This is a genomic window from Pedomonas mirosovicensis, assembly GCF_022569295.1.
In the GTDB taxonomy this organism is placed as follows: Bacteria; Pseudomonadota; Alphaproteobacteria; order Sphingomonadales; family Sphingomonadaceae; genus Pedomonas; species Pedomonas mirosovicensis.
In genome coordinates this window covers 1525320-1545964 of sequence record NZ_JAKFIA010000001.1, presented here as the reverse complement: position 1 = coordinate 1545964, position 20645 = coordinate 1525320, and the positions used below count along the sequence as shown (strand labels likewise).

The following is a 20645-nucleotide window of genomic DNA, read 5'->3' as shown; positions in this document are numbered from 1 at the left end:
CTCAGCTTCGGCCATTCGGGCCGCAATCGATACGATTGGTAAAGAAAGGACGGTAAAGGCCCGGTTAATGTCTGGCGCATTTCCGTTATGAAATCTGCAGCTGGCGGCATGGCGGCAACAGCCGCAACGGCAGCATTTGCGCGGCTTCCGGCCCTACCCGGCCACGTTGGCGCGTTCGGCGAGCGCCATGGTCAGCGCCTTGGCGGCCTCCGGGTCCATCTCCGCCAGAATGGCCGCCATCTTGATTTCCTTCATGCGGTGCGCCACGGCCAGCTGCACGTTGAGATCCAGCTTCTCGAAGATGCGCGCGGCATCCTTGGGCTTCATGGTCTCGTAAACCTTGACCAGCGAGGCGAACTGCTTGCTGGCCTGCTCGTCCTTGATGCCGGTCAATTCCTTCAGCTGCGCCTCAAGCTGGCGCAGTTCGGCAATCTTGGCATCGACGCGCTTTTCCGCCGCTTCCAGCAGCCGCTCGCGCATCTCCAGATCAGACTTGCTGGCAGCCCCCTTGGCGCGCTGCTTTTCCATGTCGCTCAGCAATTCCGCCTCGACCCGGTTCTGCGGAACCGTGGCCTTGGCAACCTGCTGGGGCGCGGCCGCCTTCGGCTTGGCCGGCGTCTCGGCGGCAGCGGCTGCTGCCTGCTCGCTTCCCGGCGCGCGGGCAATCACGTCGGCAACGTTGAACAGAAAAATCCCTGCGCCCGCCACGAGCATGACGGGAAACGGCCGGATCGACAGAGGCCATGCCTTCATGAACTGATCCCTTCTTCCCTATGCCTTAGCGCAGGCCATCCAGCGCGCGCAGCTTCGGCTGCGTCTTGGCGCCGCCGGCCGGCGCGCCAAGCGGCGCGGCTTCCGCCTTCGGGCGCGCCAGTGAGGCCGCGCCGGTGAAGCCTTCCTCCAGGCGCCGGGCCAGGTCCTCGCCCGCCTGGGTGATGATGACCAGCTCGTCCGTCAGCGCCCGGCCCTTTGAAACCTGCTCGCGCAACGACGCCTCGACTTCCTGCGCCGCGGCCTTCAGCGCATGAACGCTGCCTTCCGCCTGGGAAACCGTGGTGGTCAGCGTGCGGATCATCGCTTCCATGTGGGTGCGCTCATTTCGCAGCGCGACAAGACGGCGATTGAGAATGAAACCGCCCGTCAGCGCGACCAGCAGCATCAGGCACAACACAATATCCATGATCCAGCCAAGCATCATGCCTCTCCTTAGAATTTGCCGTTGGTTGCGCGGACCTGCACCGCGATTTTCTTGCCCGAGCGGCCCAGGCGGCCACTGAGCAGGGATACGTCGCCACAGCGCAAATCCACATTGTCCTTCGCCGTGGCATTGAACACGAGGGTCTGCCCCACCTTGAAGTTCATCACCTCGCTCAGCAGCATGGTCTGCTCGTCGAGCACGGCGTCCAGCTCGATGCGCGTGCGCCACAGCTCGGTCGCGAGGTGGGTTTCCCAAATGCTGTCACGGCCGAACTTTTCGCCCATGAACCGCTGGAGCAGCAGCTCGCGGATCGGCTCCAGCGTCGCATAGGGGAACAGCATTTCCAGCTTGCCGCCGCGATCCTCCATGTCCACCCGGAGGCGAATGACGACGGCCGCGTTGGTCGGCCGGGCGATGGAGGCGAAGCGCGGGTTGGTCTCGATGCGATCGAACCGGAATTTCACCGGCGAGAGCGGCTCGAACGCCTGCGCCATGTCGGCGAGGATGACGTCGATCATCCGCTCGACGAGGTTGGTCTCGATGGTGGTGTAGGGCCGGCCCTCAATCCGCATCGGCGCGGTGCCGCGCCGCCCGCCCAGCAGCACGTCCACGATGGAATAGATAAGGTTGGAATCAACCGTCATCAGGCCGAAGTTATCCCACTCCACAGCCTGAAACACGCCCATCATCGCGGGCAGCGGCACGGAGTTCAGATAATCGCCAAACCGCACCGAGGAAATGTTATCGAGACTGACCTCGATATTGTCCGAGGTGAAGTTCCGCAGCGAGGTCGTCATCATGCGAACCAGACGGTCGAAGATGACGTCCAGCATCGGCAGGCGCTCGTAGGAGACGAGGCTGGAGTTGATGATGGCGTGAATGCCCGTGCGGGCCGTTTCCTCGTCGTCGCCATCGAAGCCGAGAAGACTGTCGATCTCGTCCTGGTCGAGCACGCGCCCGGCCTGAACCGAGGAAAGGATTTCCTCCTCCTCCTGTTCGGCCATCTTTTCCCACTCGGCGGCGATGTCGCTGTCGTCAGGCTTTTCCTCCGCCATGGCCGCCCATTCGGCAGCCAGAGCGTCGTCGTCGGGACCACCGGTTTCGTCGGAAGAGATGTCGTCGTTGTCGATCATCGCTACTGAACCAGCATTTCCTTGAACAGGATGTCGTTGATCTTGAACGGCTCGATCGTCGTGTTCACCCGGCGCAGCAACTCTTCCTTCAGGCGGAACATGCCGGCCGAGCCGGACAGGTCGTCGATCCTGAGTTCGCGCAGGTAAACCTGGAAGCTGTCGGTGATGCGCGGCATCAGCTTCTTGATCTCGTCGGCCTGGGCCTGGCCGCTGACCTCAAGGGAAATGGACAGCTTGAGATAGCTGCTGTTCCGGTCCGTCGACTTCAGGTTCACCAGAAGGTCGGGAAGATCGACGTAGACGATCGGCGCGTTGGCCGAGTTCGCCGCCAGCGCTGCCGGGTCTACCGGCGCGGCAACTTCCTTCTCTCCGCCGAAGAACATCGTAACCGCGGTCCCGCCACCAATAAGCAGCAGCAGCACGGGCGCGGCAACCATCACGATGCGCTTGCCGCTCCACTTCTTGCGGTTCAGTTCCGCTTCCGCCTCGCTACCATCGAGACCGACACTGATGTCTTCCGCCATGACGCGCCCCTCAAGGACCATGCGCGGCATCCCGCCACGCAGGGCCAAGCTACGTTCTCAAGGTTAACAACCTCTTGATTGGTGACGCATCAAACAGCATCCGCCCGCCCTTCTTTGGGCAGAACTGGCCCGGCAAAAATTGCGCGCCCCAGGCCTCCAGCCAGCGCCATCACCGCTCAAATCCGCAGAAATCAGCCATTTTTAAAGTTGGCATCAGTCTTGCTTATGTCTTGGCGAGCACTTTGCGAACGCCGCCAAAAAGGATGGCAGAACATGGACACGCTGAATTACGTCGCCCTTTCGCACCAGATGGCACTCCAGCGCCAGCTGTCGGTTATCGCCAACAATGTGGCCAACATGAACACCGCCGCCTACAAGCGGGAAGAGGCCCTGTTCGCGGCGGAATCCACCATCATGCCGGCGGCCCCGGTCAATTCCGCCCGGCCCGTCTCCTTCGTGCTTGACCAGGGCATGATGCGCGACACGGTGCAGGGCGACTTCATCCCCACCGACGATCCGCTCAACGTCGCGATCAATGGCGAGGGCTATTTCACCGTGATGACGCCGGACGGCAACGTTGCCTACACGCGCAACGGCAAGTTCCGCCTGTCGGGCGATGGCTTCCTGGTGACGGACAGCGGCGCGCGGGTGCTCGATGACAACAACCAGCCCATCCAGTTCGAACCGCAGGAAACCAACCTCTACATCGCGGAGGATGGTTCCATTTCCTCCAACATGGGCCCGCACGGCCGGCTGGGACTGACGGCGTTCAATAACGACCTGACGCTCAGCAAGCTGGGCGGCACCCTGATGGACGGCGAAGGCGGCCGCCCCCTGCCCGCCGATCAGGTTCGCCTCAAGACCGGCGTGATCGAGGGCTCGAACGTCAAGCCGGTGATGGAACTGGCCAACATGATCGAGGTCCTGCGGACCTACCAATCAACCACCCGTCTCCTCGAGCGCTACACCGACATCCGCCAGCAGGGCATCGAGCGCCTCGGCCGGGTCCAGTAACCAGATTTCCGGCAAGGCTGGAGAAGGATTTAAACCATGCGTGCACTCAATATCGCGGCAACCGGCATGTTGGCCCAGCAGATGAACGTCGAGGTCATCTCGAACAACATCGCCAACATGAACACCACGGCCTTCAAGCGTCACCGTGCGGAGTTCCAGGATCTGCTGTACCAGAACGTGCGCCGCGTCGGCTCGCAGACTTCCGAGGCAGACACGCGCGTGGCCAGCGGCATCCAGATCGGCGTTGGCGTGCGCGCCGGCGGCGTCTACCGCATCGCCGAACAGGGCGACCTCACCCAGACCGGCAACCCCTACGATATCGCCATCGACGGGCGCGGCTATTTCCGGGTCGAGCTGCCGAGCGGCGTCGAGGCCTACACCCGCGCCGGTTCCTTCCAGCTTTCCGACCAGGGCGAACTGGTGACGCCGGACGGCTACCGCGTCCTGCCGGGCATCCTGGTTCCGCCCGATGCGGTGGACGTGACCATCGCCGCCAATGGCACCGTGCAGGTGAAGCAGGCCGGCCAGGTCGATTACCAGACCGTTGGCCAGATCGACCTGGCGACCTTCCCCAATGAGGCGGGCCTCGAGAACATCGGCGACAACCTGCTGCTGGAATCCCCCGCCTCCGGCGTGCCGACCATCGGCGTGCCGACCGAGGAGGGCGTTGGCAAGCTGCGGCAGGGTCTGCTCGAGACCTCCAACGTCAATCCGGTCAGCGAAATCACCGCGCTGATTACCGCCCAGCGGGCCTACGAGATGAACTCCAAGGTCATCCAGACCGCTGACGAGATGATGAACGCCACCAACCAGATCCGGTAAGCGCCATGACACGCATTCGCACCCTCGCCTTTGTCGCCTCTCTGGTTGCCGCCATCGCGCCGGCTGCGCCCGCCGTGGCCGCTACCCAGCCGGAAATGGTGGAGATCGCCGTGCTCACCAATCGCGTCGGCGCCGGCGAGATCATCACCGCATCCGATCTGGAAGTTCGCACCATTGATGCCCGCAAGGCCCGCGGCGCCCTGATGCCGGCAGAAGTTGCCGGGCTGGAGGCGCGCCGCTCGCTCTCCCCCGGCAATCCGGTTCGCAGCTACGACCTGCGCCAGCCCACGCTGATAAGAAAGGGCCAGGCCGTCGCCATGGTCGTCAGCCACGGCGGCCTCACCATCGCCGCCAAGGGCAAGGCGCTGGAGGACGGCGGCAAGGGCGACATCGTGCGCGTCCAGAACATCTCCTCGCAGCGGGTCATCCAGGGCGAGGTGACGGCCGAGGGCGTCGTCTCCGTCAGCACGGGCGGGCTCGCCATGCTCGCCGGCCTCTGAAGAACACCGGCAACACAATAACGATAAGCCGAAAACGACAAATCGAACGCAAGGGTGAACATCATGTGGATCCGCCTTCTCACCATCGGCCTTGCCGCCTCCACGCTTGCCGCCTGCGGCACCGCCGAACGGATCGCCAACATCGGCCGCGCGCCCAATCTTTCGCCCATCGAGGGCGTGACCGCGCCGCAGATGCAGCCCTCGCTGGCCAGCCAGCAGCAGATGACCGCCGTGCGGTCGGCCCAGGCGGCCGGCCAGCCGGAGGAGGCAGGCACGTCCCTGTGGCGCGCAGGCTCCCGCGCCTTCTTCCGCGATCCCCGCGCCTCGCAGGTGGGCGACATCCTGACCGTCCAGATCGACATCTCCGATCAGGCGCAGGTGAACAACACCACCTCCCGCAGCCGCAGCAATTCGGAAGCCGCCGGACTTCCGGGCTTCCTCGGCCTTGAATCCAAGCTGAACAAGGTGCTGCCCAACGCCGTGGATCCGTCCTCCCTGGTCGATGCCTCGTCCAACTCCTCAAGCTCGGGAACCGGGCAGGTCAACCGCAAGGAAAACATCAACCTCACCATCGCCGCCATCGTCACCGGCGTGCTGCCCAACGGCAACCTGGTCATCCAGGGCAAGCAGGAAGTACGGGTAAACTACGAGGTGCGCGAGCTGGTGATCGCAGGTATCGTCCGCCCCGAGGATATAAGCCGCGACAACACCATCAACCACAGCCAGATCGCCGAGGCCCGCATCTCCTACGGCGGCCGCGGCCAACTGACCGACGTGCAGCAGGCCCGCTACGGCCAGCAGCTCTACGACGCCCTGTTCCCGTTCTGATGAAGGCGGCAGGGGAACCACACCCCCTGCCCTTGCCCAACCCTTGCAAGAAAGGCCGGTGGAGATCCGTTTCCGCCGGCCTTTTGGCGCGCCCTCGCCAGCCAGGGCGGGGCATAAAAAAACGGCACCCGGAGATGCTGCTCCGGCTGCCGTTCACGATATTCTGCGATTGATTTTCTTGTTCCCCCTCACGCCAGGTTATCCTCCCTGTCCCGGCTCAGAAGGGGCAAAGCCCGAAGGACCTTAATCCTCCCGCGTCACCTTTTCCATGCGCTCATGGCGCTCCTGCGCTTCCAAGGTCATGGTGGCGATCGGCCGGGCTTCCAGCCGTTGCAGCGAGATCGGCTCGCCGGTCACTTCGCAGTAGCCGTATTCTCCGGTCTCGATGCGGCGCAGGGCCGCGTCGATCTTGGAAATCAGCTTGCGCTGGCGATCCCGCGTCCGCAGCTCGATCGACCAGTCGGTCTCGGACGAGGCGCGATCCGTCACATCCGGTTCGCGCAGGGATTCGCTCTGTAGGGTTTCAAGGGTTTCACGGGCCTCGCGGAGGATATCCTCCTTCCAGGCCACCAGCTTGCGGCGGAAATACTCCTGCTGCAGCGGGTTCATGAACTCCTCATCCGGTGAGGGCGTATAGCCCTCTGGCAGTTCAACGATCGGCTGGTCGATTGTTGTGGCGGCCTCCCTGCTCAGCAGCAGCTCCTCCGCCCCAGTGCCGTTCAGACGTTCGTGGGTGTTATTCAAAATACCGCCCATCATACCTCCGACGCTCCCCCGCAGTTCGGTGCGGGGCTTATAAAAGGTTCAGGGCAACTGAACAAGCGAGCGATTTCCTTACCGTGCAATTTCCACGCCGTATTTCGCCAGCTCAACTGCAACCCTGAGTTCGATTTCCGCCAGGATACTGGCAAGTTGCGGGTCATCAACGCGCTGATATGTCCGCACTTTTGCGGCTATCCCGTTGAGTTGATTGACCGTGAGCGTATCGAGCAGCAGCGCGCGTTGAATCTTCTCGAGTTCATCAAGAAGATCCCGCCCCCACGCGAGGCCCCGTGAGCGGCCTTGAGTTGCATCCTCGGCCTGTTGAACCGCCAGGATCGAGCCGATGTCGGCCACCGGGCCGGCCGAGGATACTCCGCCCGACGACGGAGCCTCCCCCGTCTCGAGCAGGCTCGAAAAGCCCTGGCTGCCGCTCGCGCGGCCTTTATCGCCCGCGCGTTTGGTCGTGGCGGCCTGGGTGCGTACCGGATCCTGGATTCTCATGGGCGCCGATCCTGCATCCCTTATGGTTTCTAAAGTATGAAAGCCCATCGGGCCCAAACTTGGCACGGTATTAGCATGGTTAGATTCGAAATCGAAGAAAACGATGGTTGGCAGGGAAGATTATGCCGCTTTTTCACCGCTGGAGCCTCCGCCTGATAGGCAGCCTCTGCCTCGCACTGGCAGTATTTGCCGCAGGGCCCGAGCCCGCCCTTGGCGCCTCGCGCATCAAGGATATCGTTGATTTTGAAAATGTTCGCGAGAACCAGCTGATCGGCTACGGCCTGGTCGTCGGCCTCAACGGCACGGGCGACATGCTCCGCAACGCCCCGTTCACCGAGCAGTCGATGAAGAGCATGCTCGACCGGCTCGGCATCAACCTGCGCGACATCAAGATGAACACGAAGAACGTGGCGGCGGTGACGGTGACGGCCACCCTGCCCCCCTTCGCGCGCAAGGGCTCCCGAATCGACGTGCAGATCTCGGCCATGGGCGATGCCACCAGCCTGCAGGGCGGCACCCTGCTCGTCACCCCGCTGGTTGGCATGGATGGGGAAGTCTACGCGGTGGCGCAAGGCGCGGTCGCGGTGTCCGGCTTCGAGGCCAGGGGCGCGGCGCAGAGCATCTCCCGGGGGGGTCACCACCTCGGCCCGCATTACCAACGGCGCGATCATCGAGCGTGAGGTCGCCTTCGCGCTCGGCGAGATGAGCAACATGAAGCTGGCCCTCAAGAACCCCGATTTCACCACGGCCGAACGGATCGCGGACGTTATCAACCAGTCCCAGGGCACGCCCATCGCCCGGATGCTCGATCCCACCACCGTGCAGCTGACCATGCCGGCGGGCTACCCCTACGGCATGGCCCACCTCATCAGCGAGATCGAGCGCCTGCCGGTCACGGTCGACCAGCCTGCCCGCATCGTGGTCGACGAGGCCTCCGGCACCATCGTCATGGGCGCGGACGTGAAGGTCAGCCGCGTCGCCATCGCCCAGGGCAACCTGACCATCCGGGTCTCCGAAATGCCGCAGGTCTCCCAGCCCAGCCCCTTCTCGGAGAAGGGCGAGACCGTGGTCGTGCCGCGCACCAACATCGAGGTGGACGACGGCACCGGCAAGCAGCTGGGCGTGCTTGAGACCGGCGTCTCGCTGCAGGATCTGGTCAACGGCCTCAATGCCCTTGGGGTCACGCCGCGCGATCTCATCACCATCCTGCAGGCGCTGCGTGCGGCAGGTGCCTTGCAAGCCGAAGTGGAGGTCTACTGATGAGCCTTTCCGCCACCCCCGATGCCCTGGCGGCCACCACGCCCATGCTGGCCGGCCGCCAGGCCGTGCCGGTCAACCCCAAGACCAAGGCGGCGCTGCAGGATTTCGAGTCCGTGCTGATCGGCGAGATGGTGAACATCATGTTCTCCACCGTGCCGACCGACGAGCTGACCGGCGGCGGCAACGCCGAATCGATCTACCGCAGCATGATGGGCCAGGAGATGGGCAAGCAGATCGCCCGTCAGGGCGGCCTTGGCCTCGTCCCCCATCTCATGAACGAGGTGATCCGCATGCAGGGAGGCCAGGCATGATGCCGACCGTTGCCGCGCAGATGCAGGCGCAGCCGCCCGCCGACATGAACCGGCACCTGACCGAGATGCTGGACGTGGTCCAGCGCCTCATCTCGCTGGTCGAGGCCGAGAACCATCTGCTGGAGACCGAGCGCCCCACCGCCATCCAGCCGCTGCTGGAGGAAAAGGGCCGCCTCTCCTCGGTTCTCGCCTATGGCCTGCAGGCGCTGAAGCGCAACCCGGCCGGGGTGGAACAGGCGGATCGCGCCTTGCGGGATTCCCTCTCCAGCGCGCTCGCCACGTTTCAGGATCTGGTGATGGCCAACGGGCGCATCGTGCTCCGGCTGAAGCGCGTCAGCGAGGGCATCCTCAACGCCATCATCGAGGAAACCCAGAAGGGCAAGCGCACCACCCCCACCTACAATCCCGGCCTTGCCACCGCTCCGGCCCGCCCGCCGGCGGCGTCCATCGCTCTCAACGCCACGGTCTGAGCGTCACGGCGGGAGCGCGCCAGGCGTCACCGGGGAACTCATTGCGCGGCCGATGGTTCAGCCTGAAGCACGGACAGCGCAAGGGAGCGTCCCATGAACGTGACGATGGAACGCAGCGTCTCGCTTTGGATGAACTCCGGCCCCGTTCTGGATGCGCCCCTGCTCAGGTCCGACGAACGGGCTGACGTGGCCATCGTCGGGGCAGGAATTGCCGGCCTGTCCACCGCCTATGAACTGATGCGCGTCGGCCGCACGGTCGTCGTCATAGACCGGGGGCCCATCGGCGGCGGCATGAGCTCGCGCACGACCGCCCACCTCGCCTCGGCGCTCGATGACTTCTACCATCGGCTGATCGCCCGGCGCGGCCTGGAGACCGCCCGGCGCACCTACGCCAGCCAGGCCGCCGCCATCGACCGGATCGAACATATCGCCCACCACGAAGGCATTGCGTGCGACTTCGCCCGCCTGAACGGCTACTTCTTCCTTTCCCCTGGCGATGATGAAACGCTGCTGGAGCAGGAAATCGAGGCGTGCGAGCAGATCGGCTTCACCGGGGTTTCCTGGGTCGATCGCGCGCCCGTCCCCGGCATCGACACGGGGCGCGCCCTTCAATTCCCCAATCAGGGCCGTTTCCACCCGCGCAAATACATGGCCGGGCTGGCCCACGCCATTCTGCGCGATGGCGGCCGCATCTACGCCAACACGCCCGTCACCGCGTTTCAGGAAACGGAGACCGGCGTCGTGCTCACCGCTGGCCACGGCCACCAGATACACGCCGAGGCGGCGGTGGTGGCCACCAACTCGCCGGTCAACGACCGGGTGGCCGTTCACACCAAGCAGGCGCCCTACCGCACCTATGTGATCGCCGGCCCGGTGGAAGCCGGCTCCGTGCCCGATGCCCTGGTGTGGGACACGCAGGAAGCCTACCACTACGTGCGGCTGCAGCCGGTCGGCAACGGCGCGGACATGCTCATCATCGGCGGCAAGGACCACAAGACCGGGGAAGCCCACGATATGGGCGACCGCTTTGTCGATCTCGAAGCCTGGGCCCGTCGCCATTATCCCCAATTGCAGAGCGTGGATTACCGCTGGTCCGGCCAGGTGATGGAGCCGGTGGACTACCTGCCCTTCACCGGCCGCAACCATGGCAATCAGCGCATCTACATCCACACCGGGGATTCCGGCCAGGGCATGACCAATGGCGTGGCGGGCAGCCTCATCCTGCGCGACCTGATCGTGGGGCACGAAAATCCGTGGTGCGAGGTGACCGATCCCCAGCGCATCTCGCTCACCGCGGCCGGCGAGTTCCTGAAGGAGAACATCGACGCCGCCTCCCACTGGGCCGAACACCTGACCGGCGGCGAGGTGGCCTCAACCAACGACATTCCCCCCGGCCAGGGCGCGATCCTGCGCGACGGCCTCAAGAAGCTGGCGATCTTCCGCGACGAAAGCGGCACCCTTCACGTGCGCTCGGCCACCTGCACCCATGCCGGCTGCGTGGTGCACTGGAACCCGTTCGAGCGCTGCTGGGACTGCCCCTGCCACGGCTCCCACTTCGCCGTCGACGGGTCCGTGCTGAACGGCCCGGCCCTGACATCTCTCCCCAAGGCTGACTACGAGGAATAGAATAAGCACTGCCGCCCCACGGCTGCCCTCCTCAGGCAAGCCTTTGCTAAACAATGCAATTTTGCACGCAATCACGCGTGCCTGCCCTGCCAAGCCTTTGCCGTGACCTTCCGCGGAGGGCATGGTACAGACGCTGGCTATGATTGAATCAGTTGATCTGTTCATCGTGGGCGGCGGCATCAATGGCGCAGGCGTTGCGCGCGATGCGGTCGGCCGGGGCCTCAGCGTCTTTCTCGCCGAACAGGGGGACTACGGCTCGGCCACGTCCTCTGCTTCCAGCAAGCTGATCCATGGCGGCCTGCGTTACCTGGAGCAGCGCGAATTCCGCCTTGTGCGGGAATCCCTGCGGGAGCGCGATGTGATGCTGCGGATCGCCCCGCATCTCGTCACACCTCTCCGTTTTCTCGTGCCGGTCACCCGCCGTCAGCGCCGCCCCAGCTGGATGGTGCGCCTTGGCCTGTGGCTTTATGACCGGCTGGCGAGCAGCAGCCTCATGCCGCACTCCGGCGAGATCGACCCGGCGGGCTTTAGCGCGACCGGCCTCAAGACCGACGACCTGCGCGCCATCCTCCATTACAGCGATTGCCAGGTGGACGACGCCCGCCTCACCCTTTCCACCCTGCTGGATGCGCGGGCGCGCGGCGCAACCGTTCGCAACTACTGCAAGGTGGTGGCCATCAATCCGGTGGCGGAGGGCTACCGCGTCACCTGCCTCAATGAAGACGGCATGGATTTCGTCATCTTCGCCCGCGCCGTGGTGAACGCGGCGGGGCCGTGGGCCGACCCGGTTTTGCGCCTTTTGCCGGGCCAGGAGAACGCCACCCCGCGCCTCCGCCTGGTGCGCGGCAGCCACATCGTGGTGCGGATGCCCGAAGGCGCATCGCCCGACGCTTTTACCCTCCAGAACGAGGACCGCCGGGTGGTGTTCGTCCTGCCATGGCTGGATGGGAAGTATCGCGTCATCGGCACGACGGACGTGGATCACCGGGGCGACCCCGGCTCGCCCGAATGCACGCCGGAGGAGCGGGATTACCTCCTTCGGGTCTATAACCGCTTCTTCACCCGCAGCCTCGGGACAGAGGATATCGTCTGGTCCTGGTCGGGCGTGCGCTCGCTGGTGGATGATGGCTCCAACAGTCCCAGCGCCGTCAGCCGCGAATACCGGCTTGAGGTCATCAAGCACGGCCCCGGCATTTTCCTCAACATTCTGGGCGGCAAGCTGACCAGCCACCGCCCGCTGGCCGAGGAGGTGATGAAGCGGCTGCGCCCGGTCTTCTCCGACCTCGGCCCCAGCTGGACCGCCAGCGCGCCGCTGACCGGCGGGGCGTTGCAATCGGCGGCGCTGGAGCGCTTGTGGGAGGAAGGGCCCACATCGGTTCCGGGCGCGGTGCGGCGGCGCTGGACCGGCACCTACGGCTCGGAAGCCAAGGCCATTTTTCAGCGGTGGGACAGCGACGCGGCCGCCCGCGTCAAGATTGCGCCGGGCATCTTCGCGGCGGAGCTGATGCACGCCATCGAGGCGGAAGACGTGCGCCGCGCGGAGGATTTCCTCTACCGGCGCACCAAGCTGTTTCTGGCGCTGAGCGAGGAGGAACGCGCCGCCGTGGCGGATTGGATCGCGGCAAACGCGCGCTGATCTCCCGAAGAGGAAGAGTCGGCATGGCCGGCACGCAAACGGGGCGAGACCATGGTCTGGCATGGCCCGTAAAGCCCCGTAGAGGCACCTTACAGCGCGATTCCAGACCTGCCCGCTACCACCCTAGCTGAGATAGGTAAAAACCCCTCAGAGGGCGTTTAAACCCCATTAGCGGCGATTTGCCTGATTGGATAAAATTTACTTGTTTATTATCCAAAACGGATCGCCGCTCGCGGCCCACTTCAAGTGGCTCTAGACCTGCGCCGAAATGGGCTGGGGATTTGCCTGCGCCGCGATTTGCGCCTGCATCGCCAGCCCTTCCATGATCGCCTTGTTCACGTCGATCAGGGCATCGATGTCGGCCTTGTTCCGCATCACCTCGGAGGTATAACGGTTCACCCACAGGCCGAGGCTGATGATCTGGGCCCGCAATTCCTTGGGCAATTTGTTTTCAGGCGATCCGCAATCGGTTGAAAGCGTGGACCACAGGCGGCGATTCCAGTCGAGCGCCTCCATCAAGGCCCCGCCGGTTGCCTTGGTTTCCTGCGCCTTGATGAGCGCGCCGGTCACCTGGGCGAACAGACGGTATTCCGTCTGCCGCGGCGATTCAGCGACCTGCTGGATCCTACGGTAGGCTTGCAGCGACATCGTCCTGGAACACCCCTAATACCTTGGTCTCGTACTCGACGATCTTCCGGCAGCCCGTGAGCGCCCGGTAATACTCGCCCCGCATCATATCCATGGAGATCTGCACGCAGATCAGCTTGATCTCCTGGTTCTGGATCGCGCCCATGAAGTCGCTCATGCGCTCCACGAACGTCTGGTAGTAGCTCTTGGCGCGCTCGCTATCGAGGTAGGACAGCATGACGACGAAGTAGATGCGCTTGGCCGGCGTATTGGCCTGCTCTTCCGTCATGATGTCCCGCTCCCTGAGGATCGAGACCTTGTTCTGGATCACAAAGGTGGAGCGCCTGTCGCCGTTGGTCAGAACAGCGCCGTTAACAACGAATTTCTCGCCCGGCTTCAGCGAAATCTTGAGCGCCATGGTTCTGCTGTTCTCCTGTGCACCACGGGCGGATCGTAAGGACCGTTGGCAAACGATTGGTTAACGGTTTGCCCTGCCCCGCCCTTCCCCTGCCTTTTCCGCCCCGAGCCTATCTGTCCGGCAAAGGGAAAGAAAGGCCGGCCCGAAGGCCGGCCAAGGTCATCCACAAGGGTGGGTGGATATTCATATTGCGCGGATGCAAGCCATCCCTTCGCAGCACTGCGGAAGGACGCCTTCTCCACGATCGGGAAAGGCTCCACTCGCCTTTAGCCGTTGCCGAACAGGCTGAGAATGGCCTGCGGCTGCTGGTTGGCGATGGAGAGCGCCTGCGTGCCCAGCTGCTGCTTCACCTGCAGCGCCTGGAGCATCGCGGATTCACGGGCCATGTCGGCGTCCACCATGTTGCCGATGCCGGTTTCAACCGTGTCGCCCAGCTTGTCGATGAAGGTGCGCTGGCGGTCCATGGAGTTGGAGCCCGCGCCCATCACCGTCAGGGACTCGCTCACGTTCTTGATCGACGCGTCGATGGCGGAAATGAGCGCCTCGGCCTCGGTGGCGTCGGTGAAGGTGGTGTCCTGCGCCAGCTGGATCGCATCACCGGCCGCCGGGGTCGTCGTGGCCGGTGCCAGCTGCAAATTCTGCCGGGGCACCTGGATCTTGAGCGTGGCATCGACGCTGACCAGCGCCACCAGCTCCGCCGGCTTGGTCGGCGGGTTGGCCGGGCCGTCGATCATGTTGGTGCCGTTGAAGGTGGCGTTCTTGGCAATGGTGACGATCTGATCGCGCAGGCGCTCGAAGTCTTCCTGCAGCGCCTCGCGGCTGTCGTCCGGCAGACCGGCGTCGGCGGCCTGCGTCACCTTCTCCTTCATCTCGATGAGGAGTTCCTGGATCGACTCCGCCGCCGCCATGGAAATGTCGAGCACGGAGGTGGCGCGATCGAGCGAGCTCTTGACCGCTTCCAGCCCCTGCCGGTCCGCACGAAGATTCTGGGCAATGGCGAAGATCGCCGCATTGTCCTTGGCGCTGTTCACTTCCAGACCGGTATTGATCCGCAGCTGAGTGTCCTCCAGCTGGGTCGTGGTGCGGTTCAGGCTCTGCAGAGCATTCAGCGCGGCTGCGTTCGTGTTGATCGACAGGGTCATGTTTTACTCTCCTTGCGCCTGGCGCTTCTGCCAGGCCATTCTCGACAAGAGAAAATGCAAGCCCCGTGCCAACAGAGCAAAATATCCATAACTTACTGTTACTGTTGAAATTTTTTCAAATCTTCGGAACCGCCTGAAGAGCAACCGGCAGTTTATGCCCCGAAGATTTTGACCCCGCCGCGAGGGGGACGGCAAATTTGTCCTGGCCTGATGGCCCTCGCTGCCGGGCTTGGCGGTCGCCGGACAAGCGAACGGGCGAGGTGTTGCCACCCCGCCCGTTATGACTTCTCGCCAACGTTCGTTGCGCTTAGCGCTGGAACAGAGACATGATCGACTGCGGCGCCTGGTTGGCGATCGACAGAGCCTGCAGGCCAAGCTGCTGCTTGGTTTGCAGGGCCTGAAGCTGAGCGCTTTCCTTGGCCAGATCAGCATCCACCAGGTTGCCGATACCGGTCTCGATGGTGTCGCTCAGCTTCGACACGAAGGTCTGCTGCGCGGTGAGCTGCCGGGAAGCGGAACCCAGTTCGCTCAGCTTCGCCTTCATGGCGTCGATGGCATCACCCACATCCGTGGCAGACTGCTTGGCGTCATCGACGCCAACGTTGCCCGCCTGGTCCGACCAGTCGACCTGGAGCATGCCGTCCGCGTCCGATGCAAGCACGAACTTGGAGAGCGCTCCGGTGGCGCCATTGAGATCGAGGTTGGCCACCGTCAGCTTTTCAGTTGCATCGGTGTCCAGCAGGGCCTCGATCTTGTCGCCGGTCGCGCCGCCAGTCAGGATGTTGGAGCCGTTGAACTCAGCAGAGTTGATGTAGCTCTTGATCTGCTCGATCAACTTGTTGAAGTCGTCCTGAAGAGCCACGCGGCTGTCTTCGTCCATGCCCGTGTCGGAAGCGGCGGTCGCCTTTTCCTTCATGGTAACAAGGACGTCAGAGATCGACTCCGCCGCCGAAACCGCCACGTCGAGCGTGCTCTGGGCACGATCGAGCGACGACTTGACGGCATTCAGGCCGCCGATGTCCGCCCGCAGGCTTTGTGCAATGGCATAGGTCGCGCTGTCGTCCTTCGTGGACGCAACCTTCAAACCGGTATTGATCCGGTTCTGAGTGACCCCGAGGTCCTGGTTGGTCTGCGAGAGGTTCTGCAAAGCGAGAAATGCCCCGACGTTGGTGTTCACTGAGAAGTTCAACATATGTGCTCTCCATTCTGGAAAGGTTATGCCCGGCATTCGGCCAGGTTGGGCGTTTTGCCCGCACATATCTGAGCAAGGCCCATGCCAGAGCACATGCGGCCGGTGCGATCCGGCACAGGCCATTGAAACAGCACGAAAAAATGCGGCGCGAGGTTATCGCGCCGCTCAGTTCTTCTCAGTTAAAGGTCAGAAACGACCCGGCAAATTTGCCCCTTCGGGGCCGAGGTAGGCTAAACTTGCCGGTCGAGAAGCTTTCCTGTCACGGCCCGCCGGAGCCACGCCGGAGATCTTGGGATGAAACCCCCTTCGGCCAGGATCGACCCTGGCGCGTCCGCTGGTTGCTGCGCCTGCCGTCAAACGCGGCGCAACCCTTCTCCGGATTTCTCGACGGCGGGATTTTCTCGACAGGGCCCGGACATGGACCGGGAAAAAGGGCAGCCGGGGCGGAGAGGCCTTACGCCTCCCCGCCTCCATGGCCTTGCCTGTATTAGCGGAACAGGCTGAGAACCGACTGCGGCGCCTGGTTGGCGATCGACAGCGCCTGAAGACCCAGCTGCTGCTGCGTCTGCAGGGCGGTGAGGCGAGCGCTTTCCTTGGCGAGGTCTGCGTCCACCAGGTTGCCGATGCCGGCCTCGATGGTGTCCGACAGCTTGGCGGTGAACTCCTGCTGGGCCGTGATCTGGCGCGAGGCCGAACCCAGCGTGGAGAGCACGGTCTTCATGTTGTCGATGGCGGTGTTCACCGCATCGGCCGACAGCCCGGCTTCACCGGCGCCACCGATAGGGTTGCTGCTGCCATCCACAAGAGGCGTGGTGCCGTCAGCATCGTCAAGGCCGTCCCAGGTCACGCTCACGGCGGTTGCCTTGGTCGTATCGGTGTCATCGACGCCGACAAAGGACTTCAGCGCGCCCGTGGTCTCGTTGTTCAGATCGAGATTGGCGACGCTGATGGTCTGGGTGGTGTCATCGGCATTCAGCAGCGCGGACAGGTCAGAACCGCCCGACTTCAGAATGTTGGAGCCGTTGAACTCCGCGCTGTTCAGGTAGGAGGAGATCTGCTCGGACAGCTTGTTGAAGTCGTCCTGAAGCGCCTTGCGGCTGTCCGCGTCCATACCCGTGTCGGAAGCGGCCGTGGCCTTTTCCTTCATGGTGTTGAGAACGTCGGAGATCGACTCCGCGGCCGAGATCGCCACGTCGAGCGTGCTCTGGGCGCGATCCAGCGACGACTTGACGGCGTTCAGGCCGCCGAGGTCGGCGCGCAGGCCCTGGGCGATGGCGTAGGTGCCACTGTCGTCCTTGGTCGAGGCAACCTTGTAACCGGTGCTGATCCGGTTCTGCGTGACCTCAAGCCCGCGGTTGGTGGCGCTCAGCGTCTGCAGGGCAAGCATTGCCCCGGCATTGGTATTGATCGAAAAACCCATTTGGGGTCCCCTTTCTTCTAAAGGTTCAGCTTTTGGGCCTTTTGCCCATGCAGGTTTCTACCTGCAGCAGATCTTCGAGTTCGTGGAGGAGACGACCCGCCGCGTGTGGTGCGCCACTTCGCCGGCTTCCTCGACGGACTTTCGGCCATGGGCCGGGACGGAAAGGCTTTATGCCTCCCCGCCTCCATGGCCTTGCCTGTATTAGCGGAACAGGCTGAGAACCGACTGCGGCGCCTGGTTGGCGATCGACAGCGCCTGGAGACCCAGCTGCTGCTGCGTCTGCAGGGCGGTGAGGCGAGCGCTTTCCTTGGCGAGGTCTGCGTCCACCAGGTTGCCGATACCGGCCTCGATGGTGTCCGACAGCTTGGAAGTGAAGTCCTGCTGGGCCGTGATCTGGCGCGAGGCCGAACCCAGCTTGGAGAGCACGGTCTTCATGTTGTCGATGGCGGTGTTCACCGAATCGGCCGAAGCCTTGGCGCGGGTAACGCCCGTCCCTGCTTCGGTGGTCGGATCAACCGTACCGTCCAAGTCAGTGTCATCGGTCCAGTTGACAGTCTTGGCCGTAACCGTGTCGGTGGCGGTCGCCGTCGTGTTCAGGAAATCCGTCAGCGCGCCGGCTTGCGTTTCGTCGATATCAGGCGTGGCCGCATCATCCGCGCCCGCAGCTGCAGCATTCAGACGAACGTTCACAACCTTGATGGTCTGGGTGGCGTCATCGGCATTCAGCAGCGCGGACAGGTTGGCGCCGCCCGACTTCAGAATGTTGGAGCCGTTGAACTCGGCGCTATTGATGTACGAAGCGATCTGCTCGGACAGCTTGTTGAAGTCGTCCTGAAGCGCCTTGCGGCTGTCCGCGTCCATACCCGTGTCGGAAGCGGCCGTGGCCTTTTCCTTCATGGTGTTGAGAACGTCGGAGATCGACTCCGCGGCCGAAACCGCCACGTCGAGCGTGCTCTGGGCGCGATCCAGCGACGACTTGACGGCGTTCAGGCCGCCGAGGTCGGCGCGCAGGCCCTGGGCGATGGCGTAGGTGCCGCTGTCGTCCTTGGTCGAGGCAACCTTGTAACCGGTGCTGATCCGGTTCTGCGTGACCTCAAGCCCGCGGTTGGTGGCGCTCAGCGTCTGCAGGGCAAGCATCGCCCCGGCATTGGTATTGATCGAAAAACCCATTTGGGTCCCCTTTCTTCTAAAGGTTCAGCTTTTGGGCCTTTTGCCCACGCAGGTTTCTACCCGCAGTTCCAGCCGTGCAACTTTCGCGCCAACAGATTGGTAAATGACCCGTCAACCACTGAACAGCGCGCAATCCCTTGGAATTTCACCACCTCGGGCCGCTGGCTCCGCCCATCCTCCCGCTCATTTCAGGGAAATGCGGCCATTTGTGCCGGGCATTTCTTGCCCATCCGGCAATTCTTGCCCATGCTGGATGCGGCCGCACCGAGGTTGGCCATAAAAAAACGGCGCGAGGTTATCGCGCCGTTGAGGACTTCTCAGTTACTTGGTCAAAAATCATCTGGGCAAACAGACGCCCAAGCGGGCCGGCATCGGCTAAGCCTGACTGTCGAGAACCTTGCCCGTCATGGCCTGCCGGAAACTTACCAGCGCGCGCAAAACCTCTTCCGCCGGAAACTGGCGAACCAGCTCATCCGTGTTGGGATCTCGGAACTCATAAATAAAACGTCCCGTATCCTCATCCTTGCGGATCACCAGTCGCGCATTTTGCTCGATCGCTTCGCCAGCCTCGTTGATGGCCGAGCGAACCACCTCGACAGCCCTGCGCTGTATTTCCTCCGGACTGAGCCCGGCATCGCTCCGACGCGCTGCCCCGGCACCCTCGCCGTCATGTTGCCGTGCCGCAGCCCTTTCTCCGGCATCACCGGGCAATACGGCCGAGGACCTGGAAACGCCCGCGACGCTGTCTCCATTCCGGATCGCCGCAGGAGCGCCGTGCCCTGCCAGCGTGATCCTGTCCATTGTTTCCACCCTTGTGTTTTGCCTAGCCCCTTTCCAGCCTTACAGCCATTATCTTTATAGGGGCCCGACCTTCCGGCCGAGGACCGGGGCGGAGAGGCCTTACGCCTCCCCGCCTCCACGGCCTTGCCTGTATTAGCGGAACAGGCTGAGAACCGACTGCGGCGCCTGGTTGGCGATCGACAGCGCCTGGAGACCCAGCTGCTGCTGCGTCTGCAGGGCGGTGAGGCGAGCGCTTTCCTTGGCGAGGTCTGCATCCACCAGATTGCCGATACCGGACTCAATGGTGTCCGACAGCTTGGAGGTGAACTCCTGCTGAGCCGAGATCTGGCGCGAGGCCGAACCCAGCTTGGAGAGCACGGTCTTCATGCTGTCGATGGCGGTGTTCACCGCGTCAGCGGAGTCCTGAGCCGCAGTCGCACCGGTGCCATCGGTCGCTTCCCAGGTCGTCACCGAAATCGCGGCCGCAGCCGTGCCGGCCGTCGTGGTGTCCCCCACGAACGCGGACAGGGCACCGCCGTCACCAGCGCCTGCGGCGCTCTCCGCCTTGTTGAGGCCCAGGTTGGTAACGCTGATCGTCTGGTCAAGATCGTTGGCGTTAATCAGCGCGCTCAGATCCGATTCCGAGTTCCTCAGAAGATTGGAGCCGTTGAACTCTGCGCTATTGATGTACGAAGCCAACTGCTCGGACAGCTTGTTGAAGTCATCCTGGAGCGCCTTGCGGCTGTCCGCGTCCATACCCGTGTCGGAAGCGGCCGTGGCCTTTTCCTTCATGGTGTTGAGAACGTCGGAGATCGACTCCGCCGCCGAAACCGCCACGTCGAGCGTGCTCTGGGCGCGATCCAGCGACGACTTGACAGCGTTTAGGCCGCCGAGGTCGGCGCGCAGGCCCTGGGCGATGGCGTAGGTGCCGCTGTCGTCCTTGGTCGAGGCAACCTTGTAACCGGTGCTGATCCGGTTCTGCGTGACCTCAAGCCCGCGGTTGGTGGCGCTCAGCGTCTGCAGGGCAAGCATTGCCCCGGCATTGGTATTGATCGAAAAACCCATTTGGGTCCCCTTTCTTCTAAAGGTTCAGCTTTTGGGCCTTTTGCCCACGCAGGTTTCTACCCGCAGTTCCAGCCGTGCAACTTTCGCGCCAACAGATTGGTAAATGCCTCATCAACCACCGAACAGCGCGCAATCCCTTGGGATTTCATCGCCTCGGGCCACTGGCTCCGTCCATCGTCCCGCTCATTTCAAAGAAACGCGGCCATTTGTGCCGGGCATTTCTTGCCCATCCGGCAATTTTTACCC

22 protein-coding genes and 1 pseudogene are annotated in these 20645 nt (G+C 63.5%); 9 read left to right on the top strand and 14 right to left on the bottom strand.

What is annotated here, in order from left to right:
* Positions 1–153: 153 nt before the first annotated feature.
* From L0C21_RS07445 to L0C21_RS07430, 4 genes are read right to left on the bottom strand one after another with little or no spacing between them, the layout of a single operon-like run.
* Positions 154–753: a MotE family protein gene (locus L0C21_RS07445; protein ID WP_259277758.1), complete on the bottom strand. Its 600-nt coding sequence runs from the start codon at positions 751–753 to the stop codon at positions 154–156.
* A 25-nt stretch (positions 754–778) separates the two neighbouring features.
* Positions 779–1198, bottom strand: a complete 420-nt coding sequence (locus L0C21_RS07440) for a DUF6468 domain-containing protein (RefSeq protein ID WP_259277757.1) — start codon at positions 1196–1198, stop codon at positions 779–781.
* 8 nt (positions 1199–1206) lie between these two features.
* Entirely contained in the window at positions 1207–2331 is a 1125-nt protein-coding gene (gene fliM / locus L0C21_RS07435; protein WP_259277756.1) for a flagellar motor switch protein FliM, read from the bottom strand.
* Positions 2332–2333: 2 nt separating this feature from the next.
* Positions 2334–2876 carry a flagellar basal body-associated FliL family protein gene (locus L0C21_RS07430; RefSeq protein WP_259277755.1) on the bottom strand — a complete coding sequence of 181 codons (543 nt, stop codon included), beginning with the start codon at positions 2874–2876 and terminating at the stop codon, positions 2334–2336.
* Positions 2877–3128: 252 nt separating this feature from the next.
* On the opposite strand from L0C21_RS07430, the gene L0C21_RS07425 reads away from it, so the two are divergent.
* The 4 genes from L0C21_RS07425 (at position 3129) to flgH (ending at position 6019) form a co-directional block, all read left to right on the top strand.
* Positions 3129–3869 (top strand): flagellar hook-basal body complex protein, encoded by a 741-nt coding sequence (locus L0C21_RS07425; RefSeq protein WP_259277754.1) that lies wholly within the window; start codon positions 3129–3131, stop codon positions 3867–3869.
* 36 nt (positions 3870–3905) lie between these two features.
* Positions 3906–4691: a flagellar basal-body rod protein FlgG gene (gene flgG / locus L0C21_RS07420; RefSeq protein WP_259277753.1), complete on the top strand. Its 786-nt coding sequence runs from the start codon at positions 3906–3908 to the stop codon at positions 4689–4691.
* 5 nt (positions 4692–4696) lie between these two features.
* Complete coding sequence (gene flgA, locus L0C21_RS07415; protein WP_259277752.1) at positions 4697–5191, top strand: flagellar basal body P-ring formation chaperone FlgA; 495 nt, start codon at positions 4697–4699, stop codon at positions 5189–5191.
* Positions 5192–5254: 63 nt separating this feature from the next.
* Positions 5255–6019: a flagellar basal body L-ring protein FlgH gene (gene flgH / locus L0C21_RS07410; protein ID WP_259277751.1), complete on the top strand. Its 765-nt coding sequence runs from the start codon at positions 5255–5257 to the stop codon at positions 6017–6019.
* A 243-nt stretch (positions 6020–6262) separates the two neighbouring features.
* Here the strand turns inward: flgH and dksA are convergent, their stop codons facing one another.
* On the bottom strand, positions 6263–6778 hold the full coding sequence (dksA, locus tag L0C21_RS07405; protein ID WP_259277750.1) for an RNA polymerase-binding protein DksA: 516 nt from the start codon (positions 6776–6778) through the stop codon (positions 6263–6265).
* Positions 6779–6853: 75 nt separating this feature from the next.
* Complete coding sequence (locus L0C21_RS07400; RefSeq protein ID WP_259277749.1) at positions 6854–7282, bottom strand: flagellar assembly protein FliX; 429 nt, start codon at positions 7280–7282, stop codon at positions 6854–6856.
* Between the two features lie 122 nt (positions 7283–7404).
* On the opposite strand from L0C21_RS07400, the pseudogene L0C21_RS07395 reads away from it, so the two are divergent.
* From L0C21_RS07395 to glpD, 5 genes and pseudogenes are all read left to right on the top strand, one after another.
* A pseudogene (locus L0C21_RS07395) lies at positions 7405–8542 on the top strand (flagellar basal body P-ring protein FlgI).
* A complete protein-coding gene (locus L0C21_RS07390) occupies positions 8542–8853 on the top strand; it encodes a rod-binding protein (protein ID WP_259277748.1) in 312 nt (103 codons plus the stop codon). The pseudogene L0C21_RS07395 and the gene L0C21_RS07390 overlap by 1 nt, the downstream one beginning before the upstream one ends.
* On the top strand, positions 8850–9323 hold the full coding sequence (locus L0C21_RS07385) for a hypothetical protein (protein ID WP_259277747.1): 474 nt from the start codon (positions 8850–8852) through the stop codon (positions 9321–9323). Before L0C21_RS07390 ends, L0C21_RS07385 begins: the two co-directional genes overlap by 4 nt.
* Positions 9324–9416: 93 nt before the next feature.
* On the top strand, positions 9417–10949 hold the full coding sequence (locus L0C21_RS07380; RefSeq protein WP_259277746.1) for an FAD-dependent oxidoreductase: 1533 nt from the start codon (positions 9417–9419) through the stop codon (positions 10947–10949).
* Positions 10950–11088: 139 nt separating this feature from the next.
* Positions 11089–12585 carry a glycerol-3-phosphate dehydrogenase gene (glpD, locus tag L0C21_RS07375; RefSeq protein ID WP_259277745.1) on the top strand — a complete coding sequence of 499 codons (1497 nt, stop codon included), beginning with the start codon at positions 11089–11091 and terminating at the stop codon, positions 12583–12585.
* Between the two features lie 252 nt (positions 12586–12837).
* Here glpD and flaF read toward each other — a convergent pair whose 3' ends face one another.
* The 8 genes from flaF to L0C21_RS07335 all read right to left on the bottom strand — a co-directional run bounded on the left by flaF (position 12838) and on the right by L0C21_RS07335 (position 20399).
* On the bottom strand, positions 12838–13233 hold the full coding sequence (flaF, locus tag L0C21_RS07370; protein ID WP_259277744.1) for a flagellar biosynthesis regulator FlaF: 396 nt from the start codon (positions 13231–13233) through the stop codon (positions 12838–12840).
* A complete protein-coding gene (flbT, locus tag L0C21_RS07365) occupies positions 13211–13630 on the bottom strand; it encodes a flagellar biosynthesis repressor FlbT (protein ID WP_259277743.1) in 420 nt (139 codons plus the stop codon). The genes flaF and flbT overlap by 23 nt, the downstream gene beginning before the upstream one ends.
* 266 nt (positions 13631–13896) lie before the next feature.
* Complete coding sequence (locus L0C21_RS07360; RefSeq protein WP_259277742.1) at positions 13897–14772, bottom strand: flagellin; 876 nt, start codon at positions 14770–14772, stop codon at positions 13897–13899.
* Positions 14773–15079: 307 nt separating this feature from the next.
* Positions 15080–15964, bottom strand: coding sequence for a flagellin (locus tag L0C21_RS07355; protein WP_259277741.1), 885 nt, complete (start codon positions 15962–15964; stop codon positions 15080–15082).
* A 487-nt stretch (positions 15965–16451) separates the two neighbouring features.
* The gene (locus L0C21_RS07350; protein WP_259277740.1) at positions 16452–17384 is read right to left on the bottom strand and encodes a flagellin; all 933 of its coding nucleotides are present in this window, start codon (positions 17382–17384) and stop codon (positions 16452–16454) included.
* 201 nt (positions 17385–17585) lie between these two features.
* Entirely contained in the window at positions 17586–18554 is a 969-nt protein-coding gene (locus L0C21_RS07345) for a flagellin (RefSeq protein WP_259277739.1), read from the bottom strand.
* Positions 18555–18929: 375 nt separating this feature from the next.
* Complete coding sequence (locus L0C21_RS07340) at positions 18930–19355, bottom strand: flagellar protein FlaG (RefSeq protein ID WP_259277738.1); 426 nt, start codon at positions 19353–19355, stop codon at positions 18930–18932.
* A 132-nt stretch (positions 19356–19487) separates the two neighbouring features.
* Positions 19488–20399: a flagellin gene (locus L0C21_RS07335; protein ID WP_259277737.1), complete on the bottom strand. Its 912-nt coding sequence runs from the start codon at positions 20397–20399 to the stop codon at positions 19488–19490.
* Positions 20400–20645 lie beyond the last annotated feature (246 nt).